Genomic DNA, 24,351 nt, shown 5'->3' with positions numbered 1-24,351 from the left:
GGAGGCAATGGATTATATGTTAACTAAATGAGAAAGGTATTTTAGAACTAAAAATTGTAACGTACACTTGCGTATATGCTTCTACCTATCAATGGAACGCTGATAAAGCTTTGTGAGACGATTGAGTTGCTGAAAATGTTAAAGTAACGTTCATTGCCTAAATTTTCTGCTTTTACAGAAAAAGAGAATGGCCGTTGCTTTAAGGTGTAATTCATTTCAATATCTGTTAGCAGCGTTACCGACTTATTAATTGTAAATAGATTGTTATGGAATACGTTTGCATTCAAAACCAAATACAACTGTTTGTTAACAACAAAACGATTATACAAATTTGTTCGGAGACTAGATATTTTATTGGTTGTATTGCTGCTTATGGCATTAGGAATATTATAGATATTTAAAGAGTAAAACGATTGTGCTCGTAAAAAAAATCTTTTATTCCAGTTTTTCTTTAAGGAGAAATGAAAAGCAACTAATGCGAAATCTGATGTTTGAATGCCCTGAGGAGAATTGACTAATGCACTTGATCTTGAATAATTAATGCCAAAATTCAATAATGCGTTAATTAGCACCGAAGGAATTTGATTACTTATACTAAGAGATAATAACCTAGTGCCTTGTTGGACTAAGCTATCTGTTGTAAATTGTAAAAAATAACTGTAGTTATAAATAGGAAGTCGATTGTTCAAGCGATAGTCATATCCAAAATACACGGATGTTTCACTGAGACTTTCTGGCCATCTCCATGAAACTGAATAATCAAAATGGGCTTTTTGTTGCCCTTCATTTATTTGGTTATTACGATAAAAGGAGATATTTGTACTGGGGTAATAACTTCCTAAGATCTCTAAGGTACGAAGAGGGGCACGAACGTAACTCACATTCATTCTAGAATTAAGCAAATCCCATAGCTTAAATTGCTGAGTTAGGGACGTATTCATTACAAAATTATTTAGCGTACTGAATCTGGAGGATTCTTTGATTGTTGTCCTGAGGAAACCAACATCCGCCTTGATGATCAATGGTTCTTTAAAGAAAATTTTTTCGGATCTTCTTATATTAATATTAATACTGCTGTAAGTGTAGTCGCTATGATTGTTTAAAGAGTCTGGAGCTAACAAAAACTCCTCTGAATTACTCAAAATTGCGTAATTGGATAGTTTGGTTTTTAAATAGCTTCCTGTTAAGCCAATATTTATAATATTTCCAAGTTTCCCTCTACGAAGTAAAGACCATTTTGCATCGAGAGCATTATAGTTTGAATTAAGACCAACGTTTAATTTATTACCTGGTTTTACTAAATTAAAAATCTTTCCAAAATCATTTGAGTTGTTAACTGCATCTTGATTTAGATTTTGGCCATTTGCTGATAGAGAGAAAGTATGGGCGAAATTTGGGTTTTTGCGAACAGTGTATGTAGCGGATATATCCATACTGCTCCAATTATTTTCAGTATTTCGTTCTAAAGGTGAATTTATTTCAAACCCTCTAAAGATACTATAGCGATATCCGTTCGATTTGTCAAGCATTAGATTAGCCTTTAAAATCAACTGTTTATTGCTATCTGGATTGATTTCGAAAGTTTGCCTAAATGCCCATATTTTCGGAACGTTTAAGTTGTTGTTAGTATCTAATCGATCTTGATATTTTTCTCCATCATAGATTGATGATTTGAAATAGGTATTTTGTTTTTGTCGATCTCGAATATAATTAATCTCGGTACTACTACTTACTTTTTTACTTAAGGGATTATTACTTTGTATCCTAGTGTCCCATTGATTATTTTTAATATACCATCTATTTTCGAAATTGTTAATTAGGTGTAGGGAGTAACCTCTCATTAATAAACTGGCAGCATTTGTTTCTTTTTCACTTCTAAGTTCTCTTTCTTGTTGAAAACCTATACCATTCCCTATGGAGTTATAATTTCCTATAAGACCGAATTTTGTTTTACCATACATGGAAAATAACACTGGCGAAATATTATATCTACTACGATTGCCAATTCCTGCTTCACCGTCACCAAATGCGGCACTCATTCTTGAACCTTTTTTTAACTCAAGATTCAAAAAAACTTTTTTTTCACCATCTAGACCTTTAAGTAGTTTTTGACTACTCTGGTTTTCTATAGCCTGCACCGTGTTAAGTACGTGCACAGGAAGGTTTTTCATTAACAATTCTGTTTTGTCAGAAAACAGTGATTCATTGTCAATAGTAATTTTTTCAATGGGTTGTTTCTTGTAAAGTACTTTGCCATCATTGTCTAATGAAAAGTCTGGCATTTTAAGTAGGATATCCTGAAGTTTTTTTTCATCTCCCTCTTGGTATGCACTTACCTTATGGAATGTAGTATCGCCTCTGACCCACGTGGGCGGCGCCTTTACCTCAACAGTTTCTAATGATTTAATTTTTTGGTGAAGTATATATGTAAGTTGCGATGAATTAAGATTCGCTGCGGTGCCATTTTTTTTTACTGAATTATAAGATACATGGCTTACTTCAATATTAATTGAATCAGTTGTAGATAGCGGAATTTGTACTGAAAAATTGTTTTTCTCGCCAGTGTTGAAATAGGCTAAGATGATACCATCTTTTGTAGTAATCTTGACTGTACTATTGTAAATACCAACGTTCGCTTCATTTAATATGACACCACTTAATCGTATTTTAGTTTCTTGAGCAACTGATCTCAAGGGAAACATAAAAAGTAAGATGTAAATACAATACCTGACCAAACTATTGATTACTTATTTCCGCTTGTTTTTGAATTTTGCTTTTTTCTCCGTTCAAACCAGCTCCTTTTTTGAGATCTGGCATATTACTATAAGGTTGACTAAATTCTTTAGGCTCAAATATTTGATCGTTTATTTCTGTGCCAATGGTATAAGATAGTAATTCATATTTAGCATTTATAGGTATATGTTCTGCGCTTACCACTAATCCTGGTAAACCAATGATATTTCTTATGCCCGCTTGGGTAGGAATACTTGGTGCAAACCAGACAACCCATTGAAGATTTCCCTTTATCTTCAGTTGTGCTTTTTGGCATTTAAGCCCGTTAACGTCCTTAGTTTCATTAAAGAATTCCCATTCGAAATAATCTATAGGAAATCGCTGTTTGAAATTGAAATCTACTTTGCCAGTTCCTACAGCGTGTGCTCTGTATATACGAACTAAACTGTCCATATTGACATAGGATAATCGCTGCACACTATCCATACAAATCTGTACATTATAATTGAATGGCTTAAGCTCTATCTGACCATTTGGGTATTGAGAGAGGTAAGAAGGCTTTTCAAAATATAAATACTCGTTTGCTTTCTTATAGAAAAATCCCTTAGACTCTAACGTTGCTATTTTTTTTTTCTCAAATTGCTGCCAAGAGCCAAATATGTCTTGCGAAACTTTGTAAGTGGCAACGATGTTTTGTGCTTTGACAAATAAAGGAATTGTCAAAAATAATAGGATAAAATATTTTGTTTTCATGCGGCTAAATTAAAGGGCGACTTAGTCGCCCTTTACCAGATATAGTACTATGGACAAATATAGTTTTTTGCTTTAACGTTTTCTGTAACAACATTATTTGCAATAACGCCTGATTTAATAGAAGCTAATGCATAGGCTTCTTCACATGTTGCGGCAGTTTCTGTTTGTGTATTTGTTGCTGTAATTGTAATAGTAGTGCCATCGGGACACTCAACTTCTGCAGATGAAGAACTTGTAACGGTTTGAGAGCAACTTTCATTTTTTAATTCGGCTTTCGTTAATTTTACAGACTCTGCTGCAGAAACACCATAGGCAAATAGACTAAGCGTTAGTCCAAAGATGATTTTTTTCATAAATTTTAATTCTTGATAAATAATTTAAAAAAGATAATTTTTTATTGAATATATAATATTTTCATCTAATATAATACTTGCGTTATTTTTTTTACACATTACTTTATTCTATCCTCTGGTTGGTGTTATCACCAACCAGAAAAGCTCAGTTCCCAAAACAAAATTCACTTTGGCATAAAAGTAGTGAAAGCGTATTTGCGCCGAATATACTTGCCAACGTAATAATTGACTTAAAATGAAGCATTATGCTATCTTTGCTCAAGAAGCCATGATGCCATTCGATACCTTAAACGATAATGAACTAGTTGAACTGCTGAAAACAGACAGCAGGGGCGCCTTTACCGAAATCTATGATCGGTATGCCAAAGACTTGACCCGTTTTACGGTAGCGAGTTCGAGGCTGCACGATTTAGATGAGGCCAGCGATATTTTGCATGATCTTTTTGTTTGGCTCTGGGAACGTCGGCATCAATTGCAGGCCAATGTTAATCTGAAGAATTACCTCTACACAGCAGCTCGCCATCGGATCATTGATCATATCCGTAAAAATAGCAGCTATCAGCGTTATGCTGCTTTTCTGCAAGCTTTAGAAACCAGTTATGTACAAAGTGCCGATCAGCAATTAGAGGTAAAAGAGCTCCAAAAAACCTTGGAAAGTTCTTTGGCCAAGCTATCCCCTCGCATACAGGAAATCTACCGATTGAGCAGGCAAGAAAATTTAAGCATAAAGCAAATTGCCGAAAAATTAGAAATATCTGAGCAAACGGTTAAAAACCAACTCACTACAGCCCTTAAATATTTAAAAGAAGCCCTGCCTGTACTGATCTTTTTATTGATGGACTCCCATTAAATTATTTTTTTTCATTTTCTTATAGTACCAATGCTAACTTCATACGCTTATAGAGAAAGGCGTTTATGAAAATCGATCAATTATTAGATAGGTACCTAAAAGGAGAGGCCACGCTACCAGAGCAGCGCTTGGTTGAGCAATGGTTGGAAAGCTCCGCCAACGAGCCTTCGGTTTGGGATGAAATGCAGCCCGAACGGCAAGACCAATGGCTAAGGGCAACCTATCAGCAAATAGAAAATACGCTCAACGCCAAAGAAACAAAAGTGCTTAAACTATGGCAGTTTAAATGGTGGAAATTGGCCATGGCAAGTGTTGCCGTTTTTATTGGATTTTTGATGTTCTTTTTCTGGCCATCTCAAAATAACCAGGTTTCTAACATAACCTTAACAAGCATTAGCGTTCCGGTAGGCAAAAAACAATATGTGGTTTTAAATGACGGGAGCAGCGTATGGCTCAATGGCGGATCGGAAATTAAATATGCACCTGCTTTTGATGGCCAAGCCCGCAAAATATATTTAAGTGGAGAAGCCTACTTCGATGTAAAGCACGATGCAAACAAACCTTTTAAGGTACATACTGGCAAATTAATTACCACCGTGTTGGGAACGGCATTTAACATTAAGGCCGAAAAGCAGGGCAAAGAAATTAAGGTGGTGGTCACCCGTGGTAAGGTACAGGTAGCCAACGAAAGCCAGGTATTAGGCCTTTTAACCCCTAACGAGCAATTGATTTACCAAGAGCAAACTCAAAGTGCAGTGCATGATCAAGTAAATGCCATGGCGGTGCTTAAATGGTTGCCAGAAGACCTTTATTTTGACAATACAACTTTTGATGAGGCCGCAACAGCCTTGGAGAAACGCTACAACGTCCAACTGAAGTTTAATAACGAAAAACTGAAAAACTGTCGTTTTACGGGAACCATAAAAAAAGACAAAACTTTGGAGCAGGCCTTAAACGTCATCTGCGAATTTAACCATGCTACCTATAAAATAAAAAACAACATCGTGACCATTTTTGGCACAGGTTGCGAAAAAACCAATCAATAACCCATATGAATCAAATAGAGAAGATACCGAAGAAAACGTAGCGAAGAAAGCTAGTAAAAACCTATGAACCGACTGCAATCGGCCCATAGGCTTCCTGAAACCAGGAATGTTTTATCATCATTTTGGCAATCAATAAAACTTTTAAAAATATGAAATTTTCTGCAAAACAGCAGGAGGGTGTAAAATTATGTGCGTTAAGTTTGCCCACATTTTTCACACCGTTTACCTTACAAATTATGCGTATTAGCCTATTGGTATTTGTTTTTTCGTTTGTTGGCCTGCAGTTGCTTTTTGGTCTTACGCTTAAAAGTCAAGACATGAAGGCTACCCCTGTAACCGTGGGCTTAAGCAACGAATCAATACAAGCTGCACTCAAAAAAATAGAAAAACAAACAGTATTTCGCTTCTTTTATCGCAAAAGCGACATCAAGGAATTGCCCGTTTTAAGTTTGCCCCCAGCCAGTAGAACGGTAGAGGAAACCCTAAACGAACTTTTTCATCAAAGCGGTTTCACCTTTAGGCAATTAGATCAAAGCATTTTGATCGAAAGAAAAAAAGCTGATCAGGCGCCAGAAAGAAAGATTTTGGGAAGGGTGTTGGTTGAAAACACCAAAGAAGTAGCCATGTATGTATTGGTAGAGCTGTTGCGCAAAACAGATTCGACGTTGGTAGGGCATGGCTATACCGATAGTACTGGGGTGTATCGCATCCCAACAACGGCCAATTCGGCCATGCTGTTGCGGGTGTCGGGGTTGGGCTACCACGTGTATACCACCTTGGTTACCGATACCGCTCAACAAGTAAGCATGCCCGATATTTACCTTAAACCTAATATCAATCAATTAAAGGAAGTGACCGTTTCTGCTGCCAAACCCCTTATCCAACGTAAATCAGATCGCTTCGTGGTCAATGTGGCCAGTAGTAGCCTAAGCATTAACAATAACGTTTGGGATGTACTAAAGCAGGTTCCACTGGTTAATGCAGACGATAACGGATCTTTATCTATCTCTTCCAAGCAAGGAGCAGTAGTGTATATCAATGGCCGTAAATCTAACCTAACTGGTCAGGCACTGTTTAATTACCTTAAAAGTTTGCCCAGCACTACTTTGAGCGATATTGAAATTGTCACTTCGCCTGGAAGTGAATTTGATGCTTCTGGGAATGCAGGAATACTGAATATTGTATTTAAAAAACGCGAGAGCGATGGCTATCAAGGCTCTTTGTCTGTAACCAGCAGACAGGCCACTTATAATTCGCAAATATTTAGTGGCGCTTTTAACTACCGCAAAGGAAAACTAGGCATTAATGCTACGCCTTATTTAAATAGAGATAGAAAGCTGATTACAGAAAGGCACGATATCAATTTTTTGGGGGCGAATACGAGTAACATCTTTAACCCAACCTCACTGGAAAGAAATGAACTCAGGAATTTTTATGGGGGTAATTTAGGCATCGAATATAACATTTCGCCCAAACACACCATCATAGGAAGTTTAGATTACAATCCAAATCAGCAGACCTTAAATTGGATAAACAATAGCTCATACCTTAATAAAAACACTCAAAAGGTAGATTCTGCTTTCGTTTTTACCAACGACAGGAAAATGAAGGGACATTCGTTAGATGCTGGATTAAATTACCAATTAAACTTAGATACCCTTGGTCAAAATTTGATGGTTAGTGCCAATTATTTCGAATATGTAGATAACACTAGCCAATTTACCTATGCCACAGTAAATGGCACAGGCGAAGTGAGACGAAATGAGCGTGCTACATTCCCTCAAAATATCAAGAACTATACTTTTGCCTTAGATTATAAATTGCCTTTGGGCGCAAATACCAAGCTTAAATTAGGTGCAAGATCATTTAATACCTCTACCCATAACGATCTTTTTTATGCGTTTGCAGATGCTACGGGCAATTATATAAAAGACGAACTTCGCAACGCCAGCTATAAGTATAATGAACAAATCAATGCCATATATGCTAGTGTCGACTTAAGTTTGGGCAAAAAATGGGGGCTAACGGGAGGCTTGCGTTTAGAGCAGTCGAATACCAAAGGAAAAGAGCTGATCAAGAACGAAGTTGCCGTAGATAAAGATTTTTTAAATCTGTTTCCTACCTTGGCCATTACCTATATGCCAAATGCAGGGAATACTTTTTCCTATACACTTTCAAAACGAATTGAACGCCCAGATTTTTGGCAGCTCAATAACCTAAGGGTGTATAATAATCCAACACAATATTTAGAAGGGAACCCGTTTTTGCAGTCGTCTTATATTTTAAAGAACGAATTTAGCTATACCTTAAAAGGCAATTACATCTTTTTGCTGAGCCATGCCTACCTCAGCAATAATTTTTCTCAATTTCTGTTGGCTAACAATGATGATAATATCACAAGGATTGTTTGGCTTAACTATGGAACAGGGAATATTGCAGATTTAACTTTTATCGCAAATTTATCTATCGGTAAATTGATCAAATCATCCGTTACCGTAGCTGGTAATTATGCCAAATACAAAGGCAGGGCTGCCGATGAAGTGGTAGATAACAGTGGTTTTTCAGCTAACTTGAAAATAAACAATACCTTGGCCATTGCTCCAAAAATTGGACTCTCTGCTTATGTTAATTTTACTCATCGAACCCCTGCGGTATATGACCTTGGCGAAGGTAGCAAAGGCATGTCTAGAAGCAACTTGACCATTGGTTTTAGAAAAACGGTAAACCAGTTTGTATTTACACTTTCGGGTGCCGATTTGCTGAAGACCTCTGCCGATAGATTTATCATCAATTCGAAATACGCTATTACGAACAACAAGAATTACTTTGACTCGCGTAGCGTTTCGTTCAATATTCGATACAATTTTGGAAATAGCAAGGTGAAAAAGAATAAACCTACAGAAAGTGCCGCCCAAGAAATCATTAACCGTTCTGGACATTAAATTTTACTCTTGAACAACAACAGATAAGCCCCCTGTAGTGCAAGCATGAGCAAGTGCTACATTATGGTTGAACTGGAAATCGTCACCAGTGGACGCTGGCGCCAAAGAGGGCTGATACAGACTTACGCTAATACAGACTTACGAAGTTTTTAAAACTTCGTAAGTCTTAAGAGTTTAGTTTTTTATTGTTTTTCAATGGTAAAGCTGAGGGCTTCGCCATTTTAAACTTCGTAAGTCTTAAAAATACAGCGCGCTTGAAATCATCAAGGTGTTTTTCCTTTGATAGGAATCTCAATATAGCTCTCCTCAAACCATTTGATTTGGAGTGGAGAGGTGGCATCACGTATGGTTTCCTTGCTCACGTCCTTTCCTGTTCCATAATTGATTTGAGCAAACGGATTTTTGTCAATATTCAGCACCACTACTAGCCGACTTCCTTTTCTTAGTTGGCGGCTTACCATTCTGGTCTTTTCAAAAAGAAGCTTTTCTTTTTTGTTCGGCGTAAGCAGGTGCCTTTTGGTCGCATCCTTCAAATAACTTGCCCTGCCCAGAAAGTACGATAACTGGAAGTATTTACCCTCAGGCGTAAGCTCATAAAGTACTACCCCTATGTCCATATCCCTTTTGTTGATGCTGGCAATTAAGTTGCCGCTAAAAAAGCCATTCACACTCATGTCCTGTTCAAAAGGTGGGGTGATGAAGAAAAGACCATTCTCCCTGTCCAACTCCTCTTTAATGATGGGATCAGGGTAGTAATCATTATTGGTCGTATGTCTATCTGCCAGATCAACGATTTGCTCATGATAACCATTTTTACTTGGCAGGGTGGTGGACATCAGGTAATTGTTGTCCTCCTTTTTGCGGCTAAGGTAAAACTTAAGGCGTTTGTCGCTCATTGCAGCTATAGAAGGAGCGTGCTGCCATTCATTGGCTCCCATCACCTGGTAATTGATTTTATCTTTCAGGATGCTAGGTTTGCTACCGCCCTTAAGAATGTAGTCGAGCCAATCAAAGGTAATTTCACGGGTTTTAATTAACGCAATTGGATCTACCTGATAGCCATACAATAGGGGATTTCCACCTTTTTGCGCACCAAAATGATCGTAAGGTCCAATAATAAGATAGTGTTCAGCCTTAGGGTTGTATTGATAATGATCCTTTAGATATTGCAAGGCAGAGATCTGTCCATCATCATAATAACCAGTAATGCTAAGTACAGGGATATTGATGTTGGCGTAGTCTTTACCGTAGGGCACCATTGCTTGCCAATAACTGTCGTAGCTGGGATGCGATAACCACTTTTGTAACCAGGGATTTTTGGTGCCGTCAATGCTATCAATTTTGTTGTAGGCCGCACCAGTACGGTACCATTCCGCTCGCATTTTACGCCATCTGGCATGATCGTTATTGACACCGTTGTCTACGTATTTGTTGTTGGTGACATAAAATGCCCATTGGTAATTGGCATTCAGAAAAATGCCATTCTCCATGGGCAAGCCCTGTCCTGGAATAGCTGCTACATAAGGGACGATGGTTTTAAGTGCAGGATGCGGGTTTTTTAAGGCAGCCCATTGCGCAAAGCCCGAATAACTGCCGCCATACATGCCTACCGCTCCGTTGCTCCAAGGTTGTTGGATAATCCAGCTGATGACGGCATTCACATCTACCACTTCGTTTTCATAAGGAGCAACGGTATCGGGACTTAATCTTTTACCTCTGGTGTCTGCCACTACGCCCACATAGCCGCGGTCGGCCGCATATTTTGCTTCCCTTATGCTTTGGGCAGTATTGGCATACATAAAGAACATTAAAGCGGTAGGTTGCGGTTTAAGCGCTCCAGATTTTCGCACCACCACTGCCGAAAGGGTATGCCCTTGCGGGGTTTTGATCATGACACTGTCTTGTATCATGTGATCTTGTGCATAGGAGAGGCAAGGAAAATAAAGGCATAGCAATGCCATCATGCGTAATTTCTTCATGTGATACTAATTATAATTATGGTATGGGTTTTATGTTTTATTGAAGGCCCTGAACTGAATAGATCTGCGTTCTGACAGTTCAATCTTTTGTCCAGATTTTAATTCAATGGTCAATTTGCTGTTGGGGTTGTTCGTTATTTTTGCGATAAAGTTTAAGTTCACCATTTGCGCACGGTTGCATCGGAAGAAACCGTATTTCTCAATTTTCTTTTCCAATTGATTGAGGGAGCTTTTGAACAATACATGTTTATCCTCAAAAAACAGCCTCGCATAATTATCCATGGATTCGACCAGGTGAACTTTAGCCCAGCTTAAAAACTGGAAATCATCTTTGTCCTTTACAAAAAGATGGCCTGATTCCCGTTCGGCTTTAAATTTTGCACTGATTCTTTCGACGGCCATGGATAGGCGTTCCGAGCGGATGGGCTTAAGCAGATAGTCTATGGCATTGATCTCGAAAGCTTTGATGGCATACTGGTCAAAAGCGGTGGTAAAAATAACATAAGGCACGCTTTCCAGTGACTGAAGCAGGTCGAAACCAGAACGTTCTGGCATTTGGATATCCAGAAAAAGCAAGTCGGGCTTTTGTATCTTAATCAATGTTTCCGCATCGTCTGCATTTGCCGCTTCGCCCACCACCTGTAGGATCGCAAATTCGCTAATCATGCGCTTCAGTTCAGCCCTCGAACTTCTTTCATCATCAATTATTAAGGTTCTTATCACAGTCATCATGGAAGCATTAAGGTGGCGGTTACTTTTGAATCTTCTTCGGTTAAACTAAAACTCGCATTTTTTTGATAACGGATCGCAAGACGTTCGTTAAGGTTTTTTAGGCCAATGCCTGCTGGCGCATCCTGTTGAATAATGGTTCCTGGATTTGACACCTGGATCATCAGGCCTTCTTTGTAGGGGGACACCGTTAAAGTAATGGTTCCGCCAGCTTTTAAGCTGCTGATCCCATGTTTCACCGCATTTTCAACCAATGTTTGGATGGATAACCTTGGGACGGTTAAAGTTTCGAGTTGATGAACCCCTTTTTTGATGTGGATATGGTATTCCAAACGCTCTTCAAAACGATATTTTTCCAGCTCTAGGTAATCAGCCACCAGGTTGAGCTCGGCCTGTAGCGGGACCATGTCTTCTTCACCATTGTAAAGACCAGATCTTAAGAGGTCTGAAAGTAAATCAATGCCTCTTTTGGCATTAGTTGGGTTATCCACCACTAACGATTTGATGGTGTTGAGGGCATTGAATAGAAAGTGCGGATGAAGTTGTGCCGATAAATGGCTAATGCGGGCATCTTTTTGAAGTAACAGAAGCTTTGCGTTTTCTTTGGCAATATTAATTTCCCTAAGGGCATAATGATACAGGTGGTAGGCAAGTAACCAAATGGACATGAGCCTAATTCCTGCCATGAAAATATTGAGCCCATTCTCGTTGATGAAAAGATGAAATGAAACAGGTCTTCCAAATGAAAAAATAGTCCTGAAAAGCCAAATCTTACCCACGGTGGTGAGGGTGTAGGCAAGGCCCAGTACGGCAACCGCTAGGATCAATCTCTTAAATAAGGCATTTAGGGGCAGTTTCACCCATCCATTGGTCAAGGCAAAATTCCTGTAAAGATGGGTAATGGCGATATAAAGGGCAACATCGGTAACAAACTGTAAAACACCCAAGCCCCAGTTAAAGTGCCCTCCAGTATAGCCAGTGTAGCTCCAATACAAGGCAGCGCATGACCAACCAATGAACTGGCATTTCCAATAAAGCGAGATGTTTGACCTTGCATCCATGTTTCAAAACAACAAAATCTTTCGCATATAAAATGAATAAATACATGGGTGCGGATTTTGGGGGATTAGCGCAGTTGAGGTCTATTATTTTGTGGCTATAGGTTTGTGATGGCGTGTGATACGGACTTAAAAGCGTGATACAGACTTACGAAGTTTTTAAACGGCGAAGCCCTCAACTTAACATTTGATAATAACAAACCACTAAAGTTAAACTTCGTAAGTCTTAAAAATACACGGTCATGCACACCTTAACATTGGGCAAAAAAAATCGGGATGTAAATACACCCCGATCACCCCGCTACTCTGAAGTATTAGCCTAGTATAAGCATCCACTTATTGCTAGACTATTGTTTTAGCAATACAAGTACACCTTTGAAAGTACTTGTGCTAAAGAGATGAATATCGTTTTACTGTACAAGTTTAGAGATGATTTCAGAAGTGGCTTCTTGGCCTTTGGTACCTATCGCTCTGATGCGGCCATAAATGCGAGTACCACTGCGCAGCCCCTTGATCGTTATTTCTTTGGTAGTGGCTGAAAGCGCGATCCATTTCGTATTTTCGCCAGGTATTTCGTCTGTATATTCAAATATATAGGAAAGCGCATAGAGCACCTTTTTACAAGAGAATTTTAATTCGCCGCTATTGAGGCCCTCCGATATTTTAAAGTCTGTGGGCTGGGTAATGGAGGAAGAGCCCTCCCCAGCATATGCCAAATCAAAACCGCTAGACAATAATTTGGCCTTATCGCCATTTGACTGTGCATCAACTTCAAGCGCCAGTTGGCGCATGGCTTGTATTAATGATAAACGTGCTTGGTTTTTGAGCGCTATTTTAATACGGTCGCTAGAAGCGACCTTCATCAATGCTTCTTCAAAGTCTTCCTGCAGTTTGGTAAAATCAGCCAAGCTCACCGAAATACTGGTAAAGTTGGGATTAGCTGTTAAGGCATTTTTAACATCTATAGCTTTTAAGTTAAGCTTTGCATCAGGCAGTTTGCTGTAATCGGTTAATAATTTTTCCTTTTTCATAAAATAAATGTTTTTTCCCTGAAATCCATTTTTCAGATTGAGGGCAATTTAAGCAAGGATATTTTATGCTTGGCGAATAAGTGCCAAAACTGGGCAACATTGGGCAATACTGGGTGAAAACAGGAAAAACTAGGATTAATAGGTGTGAAATGGCCAATCGATGGCGTTAAGGGCCATGGTTTGGTGCATTGATGGTTTACAGATGTTTGTCATCTGGAAATAAGGTCTTTTAGAAAAGGAATAAATGGTCTTGGAAAAAGAATAAATGGCCTTGGAAAAAGAATAAATGGTCTTAGAAAAAGAATAAATGGTCTTGGAAAAAGAATAAATGGCCTTGGAAAAGGAATAAATGGTCTTAGAAAAAGAATAAATGGTCTTGGAAAAGGAAGAGAAGGTTCTTAGAAAAGGAAGAAATTGCAGCTGTTTAGCTGCAAAATCACCTTTTCCGACCTTTATTCAGAAAAATAGCGTGAACCGTATGCTCTAGCGAAAGATTATAATACTCACTTACGTGATAGATCATAATTCGTTTGGGTTTCTTCAAGTTAAACTCTTCTCGTATCTGGTTGTATAGTTTGTAGCGAGCTTTAGGGCTTGAAGCAAAGCTATGAAAATCTTCTGGGTACAGAATTACTCTTGGGATGTCATTTTCCATAGGTGGCATGGTTTTAAAATTAATGAAATAAATAAGGACATGATGGTCATAAGGGCATGCCTATAGCAAGGTCATTACACCATCTTTTCCATCAATGTTTAAGCAGTTTAGGCGACTAGGAAGTGCCGCTTGAGGAGATGTTTTTTCATAGAGCATAGGTTTAATTTCTAAGACTAATTTATTAATCAAGTTCTTTGATTCCAAAGTTTTTTTGATAAAAATTTGTTTTACAACTTGCTGTTGTAGAGAAATATAGCGTTTTAAATAGGGGAAATATTCCGCTTTGGTGTGAGGATGGAGGAAGCGGAATTTGTGGTTTAATTAGGTATGGCTACAAGCAGATGTTTGAGCAAGAGGGAATATAAATTTATTCTTAATTTATTTAAGCATTGAAATCTTTCTTAACATAAAACTTAAAATAGGTTCTAATTTCCTGTATATGTTTTATATGAGCCTCTATAGATGCCTTTAAGCCATCATTTGCAAGTGATGGATATTGTATTAGGTCCTTTGATATGTCATCAGAAAATAACTTATCATGAGCGCTTTTTAAAAATGTCAGGCTTTGTGAAAATGTTAGACCTTGCATAAAATGTTCATCCATAGCATTATTAGTTGAAACGTATTTTTCAAGTTCTTCAATCAGTTCCCTCGTAGAGCGTTCAGCAAATTGATAGTTTTGAGACAGAGATTTAGCTTTTTCATTTGGAGCATCAATATGATCTTTCTTATAGGTCAAATAGGCAATTAGCAATCCAAGAACAGCGATAATAAAGAGTGTAATTTCCATACTTATATAGCAATTTAAATAAAAATATGGTTTTTCCCTTTTTAGCGCAAGCATAAGCGAAGCCGTGCTTGTACTTTAACCCCTTAGCGCAAGTCTTAGCGCCAAGGAAAGAGCTATGGCATGACTTGTGCCGCATTCAACCAAATAAGGTTAGGCTAAAAATATTCACAAGTCTCCTCCATTAAGCCCAAACCACAAGACTTGCGCTAAGTGGCGTAATCATCAACAGAAATTAGATCGTATTATCCATATACAGGCTCTTGTCATCAATCGCCGATTTAATAGGATGCAAATCCATTGCTGCGGGTGCTTTTAGTCCACTTTTTTATAAATTTGCTTTAAAGGTTTTAACAGGATGTTTAGACATACGGGAAAGGGGCGTACCTACTTGCACAACCTAAGGCTGGCATCACTGCTGTCGGGGGTTGCGGGTATTGTAAATATTGTCGGGGTTTTGGGCCTTAACACATTAACGACTAATGTTACGGGCCATTTTGCTTTTTTATCTGAAGAGTTTGTCACAAAAAATTACGGTCTGGTATGGGCATACCTTTGCTATGTGGTGTTCTTTTTAGCTGGCGCATTCGTTTCCAGTACCTTAATTGAAATCGCTAACAGACGCAATGTGATCTATTCGTACGCATTGCCCATAAGTTTGGAAATGATGGTGCTTTTAGGGGTCGGCTATGCAGATGGGCGTATTGACAACGACCAGTTTCCCTCAAAAGTCTTCCTTTCGCTTATGCTGCTATTTGCCATGGGCCTACAAAATTCGCTGGTGACCAAAGTTTCCCAATCTGTAGTACGAACCACCCACCTGACTGGATTATTTACCGATTTGGGAATAGAGCTTTCACAATTAATGTTTTACAGGGCATTGTCGGAACGTACGGTCTTAAGAAAGAGCATTCTGCTGAAAGTCGCCATCATAGGCTGTTTTTTTATAGGAGGACTTTTGGGGGGCTTTATATTCCTAAAGCTTGGCCTCAGGACGCTATACTTTCCAGTTGCGCTACTGGCCCTGGCACTTTGGTACGACAGAATACTTTTGAGGATTTACCACATCAAACGTAAATTAAGAGTTAACCATTGAATGTCCGTTTTGCCATCTAATTGTTTTGGGAAAAAAAATGTACGTTTGAGCCGTTGTTTGGTTAAATCATATCAAATGATTGGCTACCAGTAAGGTTTACCCCTCTAACGCAAGCATTAGCAAGGCGGTGCTTATGCTTCAATAGCTCCATGACGAAATCCAAAACGAAACCATTGCTAATGGAAGTGATTGTTTGAGTTTTTTTGTAGTTTTGAAAAAAGCGAGACTATGAAAAATAATGATATTATTTTTTATGATAAAGCCAGGCAAGTTTGGAAAGAGATTGCCAAACAGGGCTCATATAAACCTCTCGATTTCCAAATAGAAATTCATAAGAAGCTTCTAAACCTTTTTCAGCCAGGTGATTATTACTACTTTATCTTCCACGTGAGAGATGGTGAGTTTGAATATGTCAGTCCTCATATCAATAAAGTATTGGGTTATGAACAAAGCATAAAAGCCAATGATTTTTTGTCAAAGATACATCCCGACGATCAACCTTATTTTATCGAATTCGAAAAAAAATTGCATTATTTTTTCAGTGAGTTACCTTCGGATAAAATCACAAAATATAAGGTACAGTATGATTTCCGAATAAAAAACAAGGATGATCATTATGTAAGGATCCTACATCAACTGGCCATCATAGAGTTTGACTTGGATAAGAATTTACTTAGATCACTAGGGATCCATACAGACATTAGTCATCTGCTGCCAAGCGAATCCACGCCCAAACTTTCTTTTATAGGTCTGGAAAATGAACCTTCTTTTTTTAATGTTCCTATTAATGCGCCCTTTTTATTATCAAGTAAAGAGTTATTGTCTAAAAGGGAAAAAGAAGTGCTCAAACTTGTGCTTGCGGGTAACAGTTCCCCAGAAATAGCGGATATGTTGTGCATTTCGGTACATACGGTAAACTCCCACCGTAAGAATATTTTTTCTAAATCTGGTTGCAGCTCGCTCGCAGAACTTGGCTCAAAAGCTGTTTTGGAAAATTGGTTGTAGGTGCTTCCGTATTAAAAATCAGGATAAGATCAGGTACTAGTTAACCCAATTGTTACTTTTTTTGCAGCATAGCCAAACCTCTCAAAACTTATGATCTAAGAACGATAGATCACTATAAATGGTCAATTTCGTACTAAAAAAGCCAATAACGAGCGATTTAAGTGATTAATTTGAACAGGAACGAAAAGATGTCGCATGGAAGCTTTTGGCGCCGTATTGCATCCCTATAGCAGCAAGAAAAATACCTATTATTAGTGATTGCATGCTCCTTGATATTCTAATAATTTTGACTGTAAAGGATTTATTATGAATAGAGCAATACAAAATAAAGGGAAATGGCTAGCTACTTTGTTCTTTTTCGTGTTGATACTTGGAATAGATAAAGTTCATGCACAGACATTTCGGGCTGGCGACTTGGATGGCGACTGGAAAAGAAGCGATGGAATGGTGATAAGGATTAGCGGAACCCAAACCTTTGCAGAAGGTAGCGATGCCCTGGTAATGGCCGTGGGCAGCAGTGGTTGGCCACAGCATGCTGCCAAAGTAGCCTTTAAGTTTAGAAACATCAAGTACAATGAAAGAAACATTTGGAAAGGTAAAAACTACATACACATGCCCGAAAGTAACTACCGTAAGGAAGACGGCAGCGTTACTATCGTGATGGACGATGATAAAAAGTCCTTTTCTGCAAATGGCACAAAATACATCAAACAGTAAAGAATAATATCATGAAGATTCATAGCAAGATCAGAAAACTACCTGTCATCGCTTTTACATTGTTCTTGAGCGTAATGTCTCAGGTGAATGCGCAGGCACAAGAAAAAACAGTTTATGCTTTCTGCTACGCCTACAGTTACCAAACCAAAACACTTTACATTTCTAATACGGTAAATGGTGTGGAAAACAGTAGCACCTATTACAATGCCTCAGATGATGCGCTGCATAACCAGTGGAGGAAAAAATTGGAAACGGAAGACAGCAAGATGTCGGGTTACAGCCTGCTAAAATTTGGTTTTTCTGCAGACAAGAGCAAGGTGGAAGAGTATAGGACAGAAATGATAAGCAAGTTTACAAAACAAGAATTTTCCATCAAGCACGTTTCTTTCGCCTATAGTAAGGATAGACGATAGCTGAAATGAAATTATAAGAACCATGAGAAAACTAAGGTGTTTACTTTTTGGAATGCTATTATTCCCTGTAGTGGAATCTTTAGGGCAAACCAAGGATGAAACTATTGCTTGGATTAATGAAAAACTGTTAAATAATACGTTGTTACATTCTCCTAGATATTCAGTAAAAGGAGGGCATAATAAATTTAGCCTACAAAGTGTCGATGAATGTACTATCGTTTATAGGTATGAACGCTACTTTGAAGATGGTCGGCCATCCGTGGTGCATGAGGAACAACTACCTATTGCAAAAATAAAAATAGACAGCTATATCAGCTCAAACGGAAAGGTGTTCCTATTGGCGAGTTCAACCAATGAAGAGGTTATTAGAGGTAGAAATTTGACAGAGGGTACTAGCTATTTAAAAAAAAGTAGCAGCATAGAAGTACCCAATACAGACAACTTGCGTGAACGCTTGACCAAAGCCTTAAATCACTTAGCTACTTTTTGTCAAAATAAAAAAGAAACGTTTTAAAACCAGCACTTATGAAATCACTAAAAGCAATCCTAGCCGCTTTTCTACTATTACAAGCTGTGATTTCTTTCGGGCAAACCAAGGAAGAAACCCTTGAGTGGTTGAATAGGAATGGCAAAGCCTTTTTAAGAACAACAGAATGTGAAAGACCTTTTAATGATGAGAGGATTTATATTAAACATTATATAGAAATTGAAAAGGATATACTTAAGGTATTTGGGGATGAATCTTTTTCCAAAAGAACAGTAAGGCGCACTTATTTTAAATATATCAACTGGAATCAGATTCTATATGAGGATGTTAGTACTGTACCTATTGAGGTAAATCTAAGTGATAAATGCCCAGAATTCAAATACTTTAAAGTAAAAGTTTTAGGCTACAAAAGTGGCTATAAGCCAGATGACAAAGAAGCCCGCAATGATGAGGGCTGTGCTAACGATTGTACGATTTACCTAGCTTTCGACAGTAACAACCTAGAGAATGCCAAGCGGACACTCAAAGCTATCATGCACCTTGCCAAGCTAAGCGGAGCAAAAGAAAACAAGCAAACATTCTAAGACCAACAAGATTATGAAAACATTAAAAACAATCATTACTGCACTTTTGCTGTTGCAAACAGTGGTGTCTTTCGGGCAAACTAAGGAAGAAACTATTGAGTGGTTGAATAATAATGGTTCGACTTTGTTAAATACAGATATATATAAACAGAATGATAACGGTATTAATGCCTTTTTGCAACGTTTTGAAAAGATAAAAAATGATACGGTGTTATATTATCAGTCTTTTGATTGCCAGTCATGTGGAGATAAGACGTTAGATATAACTATCGATAATATTCCAGTTAGTTCCATTTTATATCAGGATGTAAATACTTTGGTAAAAATGAAAAGTGAGCGTAACCAAAATATAGGATATTTTGTGGTTAGGCTAATCCCCAATACTAATGTTCCTACATATGTCTCTATCTCTTCCTATCGTAAAGAGTATTATCGTAATGATAAGAAAGATAAGATTGAATTTTATTATCAATTAAATAACGAAGAGAATGCTAAACGTGTACTCAAAGCTATCATGCACCTTGCCAAGCTAAGCGGAGCAAAAGAAAATAAACAAACATTTTAAAACATGAAAATACTAAGAACACTATTTTTATTCTTCCTATGCGTTTCTATCAATAGTGCTTTTGCACAAACCAAGGAGGAGACTGAACAGTGGATCAATGGAAAAATGAAATTATATCAAGGTACAGAGACCACTTATAAAGCTGAAAGCCTCGACTTTTACAGGAGTTTCGAAAATTTTAAACTAAATGATGGAAAAATTAGTGTAGAAATTAAGCAAAGGAGCTATAGTAAGGGCAGGCAAAAAGAAGTTCGTAATACTGTTCAAAAAGCGATAGATATGCCAGTAAATATGATCAGTTACGTATCTTTTAAGTATGATAAAAGATTCAATGCGGTAGAATTAACGATCGCATTTGTACAGGGATATTATTACGATAACCACAGAAAAGGTTTTCATCAAGGTGATCCTATCGATGAAAAGGGGATGGACGATCTTATCTTTTACATTCCAAACAAGGAAGATAATATTGGCGAAAGACTAGAAAAGGCTTTCAAACATTATGCTACATTTTTTCCTAAGGAAAAGGAAACCTTTTAAAACAATTGGCATGATTAAACTATCATTGCTCCTATTGTTACTGCTTTCTATTAAGGTGAGTGCACAAACTGAGAAGGCCACAGATAGCCTTGCCCTGATTAGAAACTATTTGCTGGATATACAAAAAGCAGTGAATACAAAACAGCCCCAAAAACATAAGGTTGCAAAACTGGATAGTTTGATCCGACTGGCAACAAAACAACAAGCAGTTTTTGAACGTAATTTAAGCCCAGTTTTAAAAAATAAGCGAGAAGTGGTAGCAATGGAAAGCTCGCTCAATTTTATATTACAATCCATGGTTTTGTATAAAACAGGTATTAAAAATAGCCAATCAAGATCAGCCCATGCGGAAACTTTGTATCTAAACAAAAACATCTCAATTCTTGCCAATAAAATAACCTATTATTGTAAAACCGCTAAATAGCCAGAAAAGCAATGACAGCGCAAAAACGCTTTCAGGATGAAAATAAGCGTCTCTCTGAATTTGAGACCGAAGTTTGGGTACAATGCCCCTTGTGTAGTAAGAAAGCTGTTGCCAAGGTAGATCACCAACTTGGTGAAGCTAAATTGTTATGTTCCAATTGTGGCCATGTTAAAACAACTACTACCGAAACTGTCGTTTTTGGGGTGAAAGCCAAGTGGATAAGATCGGCAGAAGAATATTTTGGTGTACAGATGTGGCTTCAGCATCCTTTTAAAAACAATACATTTTGGGCCTACAATCCCGCCCATCTGGCATATCTGGAGCAATACATTGCTGCTACGTTAAGAGAGCACAAAGACCGTTCACATTTCACCCTTCTTGAAAAATTACCCAAATTTTACCACGAGTCAAAAAATAGAACGGCGCTACTTAAAATTATCGCAAAGCTAAAGTCGAAGTAAGTTTTTTAAAAGCGCTAAGAATATGAAGTTTTTTATTTTCACGAATTGTTAGGGAAACGCTATGAAAACAGTTTCAAAAAAGGAAATGAGGCAGTAACCATCATTCTGGATGAAACGCTTTACGTTTTTTTGGCTGGTTTATTAAATCCTTAATTTTCGATTTTACACAAACAATACTAGACCTCTATAACAAAAAATACCCATCAAACTGATGAGGTTTCTTTTGAATTAGAAGTGTTTACAATCGAACACCTAATGCTCATTGATGATTTAATGATGAATACGTGAAAGTACTTCCCCCTTCTAATGCAACCATAAGCGAAGCGGTGCTTGTGTTTAACTAGGATTTTATTCCCCTCAAGCCGTAGACAAAGTATTTATCATCTTGTAGCTACATAACGCTACTTTAGGAAATTCCATAAAACTCTTGTTGGTGATCTCCAATTGTGGATGGTAAAGCGCAATTGCAGTTTCAAAAAGTTTGGATAGGGTAGGATCTTCAGGATCGGTGAGGGCCAATTGTTGGAGTAGGAGTTCTTCGGCTTTATCTTCAGGGAGCAGTTCGATGCGTACGGTCGTTGTAGAGACACGCATAAAATGGTATTTCATAATCTGGTAGCGAAGATAACCGAATTTCATAAAATCTAGAAAAGGAAATCACAATTGGCACCATATTGTTTTATAGCTAAACAATTGCTGCGCTATCGCAGGTTTATGGCAAGGCAATTGTCAAATGAAGTTTTAGTATTATTTTTGCTAACCGCTAATTTTAGATTTTCACTGATATGTTGCTACGGAATTTTTTGATGAGCTGTTTCCCTCATAAAATTAGTTTCAGGTCAAATGTTCATTTCGCTATTGGAATAACCTTATTCCTGATGTTTTTCACGGCAAGTTGTTGGGCACAGTCTGCCAATCACTTCAGCTATCAAAATATAGGAAAGGAACTTTACTACCTAGAGGATAAAAGTGCGACGATGTCGCTAGAGGAGGTTAAAAAGCTTGCGGATACCAAGTTTACACGAGGTAACCATGAAATCCTGAATTTTGGGAATACTTCTTCGGCTTGGTGGGTAAAAATCAGTTACGCTGCGCAACATCATTTGCCTTTATATCTCATTATTGATGCGCCCAATATCGAATACATCGATGCCTTTACCACCGATAGCGCCGACCGTACCGTTGCTTTTAAAACAGGATGCCTCAGGACTAGGCCACCCAATGTGTTTGTGAGAAACAACTTTATGATCAACCTTCCTGTCGACTCCAAAATCGAGAAGAAAACGATCTATGTAAGGTTGAAGACCCACAACATCTTAGTGGCACCAATCAAACTCGCCACGGCAGAAAGCGTGATCAAGGGGCAGGAATTTAAACTGGGTATCGAATATATCTATATCGGCTTGTTGATTGGTCTTTTGCTGTTCAACCTTTTCCTATTCCTGAGCATTAGGGACACCACCTATTTGTATTACGTATTATATGTGCTCACGCTATCAGGCTACTTGCTGTTCTACATCAGGGGCTATGGTTTCATCTTCGGCGATGAAATCAGAATCTTTTTTAACCGATACCCGCATGTGCTCTTGAGCTTTTCAGTAGTGGCCTCGTTACTGTTCTGTAACAAGTTTCTCCACCTAAAGCAAAAAGCCCCCAAAATGCTTGGGCTTTTCTATGTCATTGGTGGTGTAGGCATCATTCTTTTCTTTGTGAGCGCTTTTGGCTTTAAGCACACCGCCACGGCCATTGCTCAGCTGCTGACCGTTACGGTAGCGGTAGTGGCATGGATTGCTGGGGTGATGGCCTACAGGAACGGGCACCGACCTGCAAAATATTATATTCTGGCTTGGTTCTTTATTTGGGTAACGGTAGCCTTAGTTACGCTGAGCTTGGGTGGGGTGATCCCGTCGAGCGAATTTACCATCCAACTGGTGCCTATTGGCTCTACCCTGGAACTGCTCTTGCTTTCCTTTGCACTGGGCGACCGCTACAAGGTGATCATTAAGGCCGAACAACAGGCAAGGGACGAGAATTTGGTTTTGGTAAGAACGCAGAACCAACGGCTGGAGGAAAAGGTGGACGAACGCACCTTGCAGTTGAACAGCACCATTCAAGAGTTGGAAAGTACCAATGCCATCAAGAACAAACTGTTTTCGATTATTGCGCATGATTTGAGAAGTCCGTTGAACAGCCTGTTGGGTATTTTATCGCTAAGCGACATGCAGCTGTTGACTCCCGATGAGTTGCAGAAAATGCTCAAAGAGAATAAAAAAACAATTAAATCGGTAAATAACACGCTGAATAACCTTTTGCATTGGGCACAAAGCCAAATGGGCGGGATGATGACCAGCAAGGAACGTTTTGAGTTAAAACCCTTATTTGAGGAGCTATTGGCGCTTTATTTGCCATTGATTAAACAGAAGGATATCCAATTGGAGCAATTTGTTGAGGGCAATAGCGCCGTTATCGCCGATCGTAATCAGATCAGTTTGGTATTGCGAAATTTGATTGACAATGCCATTAAGTTTACGCCCTTGGCTGGACGCATCTGGTTTACCTTGGAATCGATCCCCGAAGGTGTGCGGTTTTCGGTTGAAAATGAGGTTGAAGATCCTCTTAAAATAGAGATAGATAACATGATGGGAAATAAAATGGCCAGCGCCTCACTTGGCACAAGAAACGAGCAGGGCGTGGGTTTGGGCCTGCTATTGTGTAAAGAGTACATTCAAAACAATGGCGGCACGTTTCACATCCATCAAAAAGAAAACAGCATTAAATTTTCTTTGGTATTGCCAAGCGAGGGTTAAAATCATATCAAGCCATTTGATTTGAAAATAGGATGGGAGGCTACTCCTTGATTAAAAGGTATTTGTACGCAGATTTGCTGGTGGTCTAGGTTTTCTAAATCCCCACCTTGGCGCAAGTCTTGTGTTTGGGGTTTGTTGTTGGATGACTTGTGCCTGTTAGCATTTGCTTTTTTTGAATTGTTGTGATAAAAGCCCAAGTCAGGCCTTGGCTCTTTCCTCTGACGCTAAGACTTGCGCTAATGGGGGGGAAGTAAACTAATGACTAATGAATCAATGGCCAATAAACCAATCTTCCTTTCAAAAGTGCGTCCTTCCCGCGTAAGCGGGAACCCTAAA

At 38.4% G+C, this 24,351-nt stretch carries 23 protein-coding genes; 14 read left to right on the top strand and 9 right to left on the bottom strand.

Going from position 1 to position 24,351, the window contains the following annotated elements; all coding sequences use genetic code 11:
* Positions 1-47: 47 nt before the first annotated feature.
* The 3 genes from DUT70_RS06220 to DUT70_RS06210 are packed head-to-tail and all read right to left on the bottom strand — an operon-like array spanning position 48 to position 3,839.
* Positions 48-2,693 carry a TonB-dependent receptor gene (locus tag DUT70_RS06220; protein ID WP_128353315.1) on the bottom strand — a complete coding sequence of 882 codons (2,646 nt, stop codon included), beginning with the start codon at positions 2,691-2,693 and terminating at the stop codon, positions 48-50.
* Between the two features lie 43 nt (positions 2,694-2,736).
* Positions 2,737-3,486 (bottom strand): GLPGLI family protein, encoded by a 750-nt coding sequence (locus tag DUT70_RS06215; protein WP_113646385.1) that lies wholly within the window; start codon positions 3,484-3,486, stop codon positions 2,737-2,739.
* Between the two features lie 47 nt (positions 3,487-3,533).
* Positions 3,534-3,839, bottom strand: a complete 306-nt coding sequence (locus DUT70_RS06210; protein WP_113646384.1) for a hypothetical protein — start codon at positions 3,837-3,839, stop codon at positions 3,534-3,536.
* Positions 3,840-4,074: 235 nt separating this feature from the next.
* Here DUT70_RS06210 and DUT70_RS06205 point away from each other — a divergent pair, with 235 nt between their 5' ends.
* The 3 genes from DUT70_RS06205 to DUT70_RS06195 all read left to right on the top strand — a co-directional run bounded on the left by DUT70_RS06205 (position 4,075) and on the right by DUT70_RS06195 (position 8,677).
* Positions 4,075-4,689: an RNA polymerase sigma factor gene (locus DUT70_RS06205; protein ID WP_113646383.1), complete on the top strand. Its 615-nt coding sequence runs from the start codon at positions 4,075-4,077 to the stop codon at positions 4,687-4,689.
* A gap of 65 nt (positions 4,690-4,754) precedes the next feature.
* Positions 4,755-5,735, top strand: a complete 981-nt coding sequence (locus tag DUT70_RS06200) for a FecR family protein (RefSeq protein WP_113646382.1) — start codon at positions 4,755-4,757, stop codon at positions 5,733-5,735.
* A 149-nt stretch (positions 5,736-5,884) separates the two neighbouring features.
* Positions 5,885-8,677: a TonB-dependent receptor domain-containing protein gene (locus tag DUT70_RS06195; protein WP_113646381.1), complete on the top strand. Its 2,793-nt coding sequence runs from the start codon at positions 5,885-5,887 to the stop codon at positions 8,675-8,677.
* 263 nt (positions 8,678-8,940) lie between these two features.
* Here DUT70_RS06195 and DUT70_RS06190 read toward each other — a convergent pair whose 3' ends face one another.
* The 5 genes from DUT70_RS06190 to DUT70_RS06165 form a co-directional block, all read right to left on the bottom strand.
* Positions 8,941-10,656, bottom strand: a complete 1,716-nt coding sequence (locus tag DUT70_RS06190; RefSeq protein WP_113646380.1) for a CocE/NonD family hydrolase — start codon at positions 10,654-10,656, stop codon at positions 8,941-8,943.
* Between the two features lie 30 nt (positions 10,657-10,686).
* Positions 10,687-11,388 carry a LytR/AlgR family response regulator transcription factor gene (locus tag DUT70_RS06185; protein ID WP_205529738.1) on the bottom strand — a complete coding sequence of 234 codons (702 nt, stop codon included), beginning with the start codon at positions 11,386-11,388 and terminating at the stop codon, positions 10,687-10,689.
* Positions 11,385-12,446 carry a sensor histidine kinase gene (locus DUT70_RS06180; RefSeq protein ID WP_113646379.1) on the bottom strand — a complete coding sequence of 354 codons (1,062 nt, stop codon included), beginning with the start codon at positions 12,444-12,446 and terminating at the stop codon, positions 11,385-11,387. The genes DUT70_RS06185 and DUT70_RS06180 overlap by 4 nt, the downstream gene beginning before the upstream one ends.
* Positions 12,447-12,853: 407 nt before the next feature.
* On the bottom strand, positions 12,854-13,474 hold the full coding sequence (locus tag DUT70_RS06175) for a fibronectin type III domain-containing protein (RefSeq protein WP_113646378.1): 621 nt from the start codon (positions 13,472-13,474) through the stop codon (positions 12,854-12,856).
* A 1,037-nt stretch (positions 13,475-14,511) separates the two neighbouring features.
* Positions 14,512-14,919 (bottom strand): hypothetical protein, encoded by a 408-nt coding sequence (locus DUT70_RS06165; RefSeq protein ID WP_128353314.1) that lies wholly within the window; start codon positions 14,917-14,919, stop codon positions 14,512-14,514.
* A 355-nt stretch (positions 14,920-15,274) separates the two neighbouring features.
* Here DUT70_RS06165 and DUT70_RS06160 point away from each other — a divergent pair, with 355 nt between their 5' ends.
* The 10 genes from DUT70_RS06160 (at position 15,275) to DUT70_RS06115 (ending at position 21,208) form a co-directional block, all read left to right on the top strand.
* Positions 15,275-16,012, top strand: a complete 738-nt coding sequence (locus tag DUT70_RS06160) for a YoaK family protein (RefSeq protein WP_113646375.1) — start codon at positions 15,275-15,277, stop codon at positions 16,010-16,012.
* A gap of 228 nt (positions 16,013-16,240) precedes the next feature.
* On the top strand, positions 16,241-17,017 hold the full coding sequence (locus DUT70_RS06155) for a LuxR C-terminal-related transcriptional regulator (RefSeq protein ID WP_113646374.1): 777 nt from the start codon (positions 16,241-16,243) through the stop codon (positions 17,015-17,017).
* 306 nt (positions 17,018-17,323) lie between these two features.
* Positions 17,324-17,734: a hypothetical protein gene (locus DUT70_RS06150; RefSeq protein WP_113646373.1), complete on the top strand. Its 411-nt coding sequence runs from the start codon at positions 17,324-17,326 to the stop codon at positions 17,732-17,734.
* An 11-nt stretch (positions 17,735-17,745) separates the two neighbouring features.
* Entirely contained in the window at positions 17,746-18,147 is a 402-nt protein-coding gene (locus DUT70_RS06145) for a hypothetical protein (RefSeq protein WP_128353313.1), read from the top strand.
* Between the two features lie 22 nt (positions 18,148-18,169).
* Complete coding sequence (locus tag DUT70_RS06140) at positions 18,170-18,661, top strand: hypothetical protein (RefSeq protein ID WP_128353312.1); 492 nt, start codon at positions 18,170-18,172, stop codon at positions 18,659-18,661.
* Between the two features lie 11 nt (positions 18,662-18,672).
* A complete protein-coding gene (locus tag DUT70_RS06135) occupies positions 18,673-19,218 on the top strand; it encodes a hypothetical protein (protein WP_113646370.1) in 546 nt (181 codons plus the stop codon).
* Between the two features lie 13 nt (positions 19,219-19,231).
* Positions 19,232-19,783, top strand: a complete 552-nt coding sequence (locus DUT70_RS06130; RefSeq protein ID WP_113646369.1) for a hypothetical protein — start codon at positions 19,232-19,234, stop codon at positions 19,781-19,783.
* Positions 19,784-19,786: 3 nt separating this feature from the next.
* The gene (locus DUT70_RS06125; RefSeq protein WP_113646368.1) at positions 19,787-20,323 is read left to right on the top strand and encodes a hypothetical protein; all 537 of its coding nucleotides are present in this window, start codon (positions 19,787-19,789) and stop codon (positions 20,321-20,323) included.
* A 34-nt stretch (positions 20,324-20,357) separates the two neighbouring features.
* Positions 20,358-20,747, top strand: coding sequence for a hypothetical protein (locus DUT70_RS06120; RefSeq protein ID WP_162926574.1), 390 nt, complete (start codon positions 20,358-20,360; stop codon positions 20,745-20,747).
* 11 nt (positions 20,748-20,758) lie between these two features.
* Positions 20,759-21,208 carry a hypothetical protein gene (locus DUT70_RS06115; RefSeq protein ID WP_113646366.1) on the top strand — a complete coding sequence of 150 codons (450 nt, stop codon included), beginning with the start codon at positions 20,759-20,761 and terminating at the stop codon, positions 21,206-21,208.
* A gap of 357 nt (positions 21,209-21,565) precedes the next feature.
* Here the strand turns inward: DUT70_RS06115 and DUT70_RS06110 are convergent, their stop codons facing one another.
* On the bottom strand, positions 21,566-21,817 hold the full coding sequence (locus tag DUT70_RS06110) for a hypothetical protein (RefSeq protein WP_113646365.1): 252 nt from the start codon (positions 21,815-21,817) through the stop codon (positions 21,566-21,568).
* Positions 21,818-22,086: 269 nt separating this feature from the next.
* Between DUT70_RS06110 and DUT70_RS06105 the strand changes: the two genes are divergently transcribed.
* The gene (locus tag DUT70_RS06105) at positions 22,087-24,015 is read left to right on the top strand and encodes a sensor histidine kinase (RefSeq protein ID WP_162926573.1); all 1,929 of its coding nucleotides are present in this window, start codon (positions 22,087-22,089) and stop codon (positions 24,013-24,015) included.
* Positions 24,016-24,351: the final 336 nt, after the last annotated feature.

Origin of the sequence: Pedobacter chitinilyticus, assembly GCF_003313385.1 — a bacterium.
GTDB lineage: Bacteria > Bacteroidota > Bacteroidia > Sphingobacteriales > Sphingobacteriaceae > Pedobacter > Pedobacter chitinilyticus.
This window is presented reverse-complemented; position numbering and strand designations above follow the sequence as displayed.

Coding starts and splice junctions, on each gene's coding strand:
- DUT70_RS06215 (WP_113646385.1), bottom strand. CDS start 3,486: ATGAAAACAAAATATTTTATCCTATTATTTTTGACAATTCCTTTATTT.
- DUT70_RS06210 (WP_113646384.1), bottom strand. CDS start 3,839: ATGAAAAAAATCATCTTTGGACTAACGCTTAGTCTATTTGCCTATGGT.
- DUT70_RS06205 (WP_113646383.1), top strand. CDS start 4,075: ATGAAGCATTATGCTATCTTTGCTCAAGAAGCCATGATGCCATTCGAT.
- DUT70_RS06200 (WP_113646382.1), top strand. CDS start 4,755: ATGAAAATCGATCAATTATTAGATAGGTACCTAAAAGGAGAGGCCACG.
- DUT70_RS06195 (WP_113646381.1), top strand. CDS start 5,885: ATGAAATTTTCTGCAAAACAGCAGGAGGGTGTAAAATTATGTGCGTTA.
- DUT70_RS06190 (WP_113646380.1), bottom strand. CDS start 10,656: ATGAAGAAATTACGCATGATGGCATTGCTATGCCTTTATTTTCCTTGC.
- DUT70_RS06185 (WP_205529738.1), bottom strand. CDS start 11,388: ATGATGACTGTGATAAGAACCTTAATAATTGATGATGAAAGAAGTTCG.
- DUT70_RS06180 (WP_113646379.1), bottom strand. CDS start 12,446: ATGGATGCAAGGTCAAACATCTCGCTTTATTGGAAATGCCAGTTCATT.
- DUT70_RS06175 (WP_113646378.1), bottom strand. CDS start 13,474: ATGAAAAAGGAAAAATTATTAACCGATTACAGCAAACTGCCTGATGCA.
- DUT70_RS06165 (WP_128353314.1), bottom strand. CDS start 14,919: ATGGAAATTACACTCTTTATTATCGCTGTTCTTGGATTGCTAATTGCC.
- DUT70_RS06160 (WP_113646375.1), top strand. CDS start 15,275: ATGTTTAGACATACGGGAAAGGGGCGTACCTACTTGCACAACCTAAGG.
- DUT70_RS06155 (WP_113646374.1), top strand. CDS start 16,241: ATGAAAAATAATGATATTATTTTTTATGATAAAGCCAGGCAAGTTTGG.
- DUT70_RS06150 (WP_113646373.1), top strand. CDS start 17,324: ATGAATAGAGCAATACAAAATAAAGGGAAATGGCTAGCTACTTTGTTC.
- DUT70_RS06145 (WP_128353313.1), top strand. CDS start 17,746: ATGAAGATTCATAGCAAGATCAGAAAACTACCTGTCATCGCTTTTACA.
- DUT70_RS06140 (WP_128353312.1), top strand. CDS start 18,170: ATGAGAAAACTAAGGTGTTTACTTTTTGGAATGCTATTATTCCCTGTA.
- DUT70_RS06135 (WP_113646370.1), top strand. CDS start 18,673: ATGAAATCACTAAAAGCAATCCTAGCCGCTTTTCTACTATTACAAGCT.
- DUT70_RS06130 (WP_113646369.1), top strand. CDS start 19,232: ATGAAAACATTAAAAACAATCATTACTGCACTTTTGCTGTTGCAAACA.
- DUT70_RS06125 (WP_113646368.1), top strand. CDS start 19,787: ATGAAAATACTAAGAACACTATTTTTATTCTTCCTATGCGTTTCTATC.
- DUT70_RS06115 (WP_113646366.1), top strand. CDS start 20,759: ATGACAGCGCAAAAACGCTTTCAGGATGAAAATAAGCGTCTCTCTGAA.
- DUT70_RS06110 (WP_113646365.1), bottom strand. CDS start 21,817: ATGAAATACCATTTTATGCGTGTCTCTACAACGACCGTACGCATCGAA.
- DUT70_RS06105 (WP_162926573.1), top strand. CDS start 22,087: ATGTTTTTCACGGCAAGTTGTTGGGCACAGTCTGCCAATCACTTCAGC.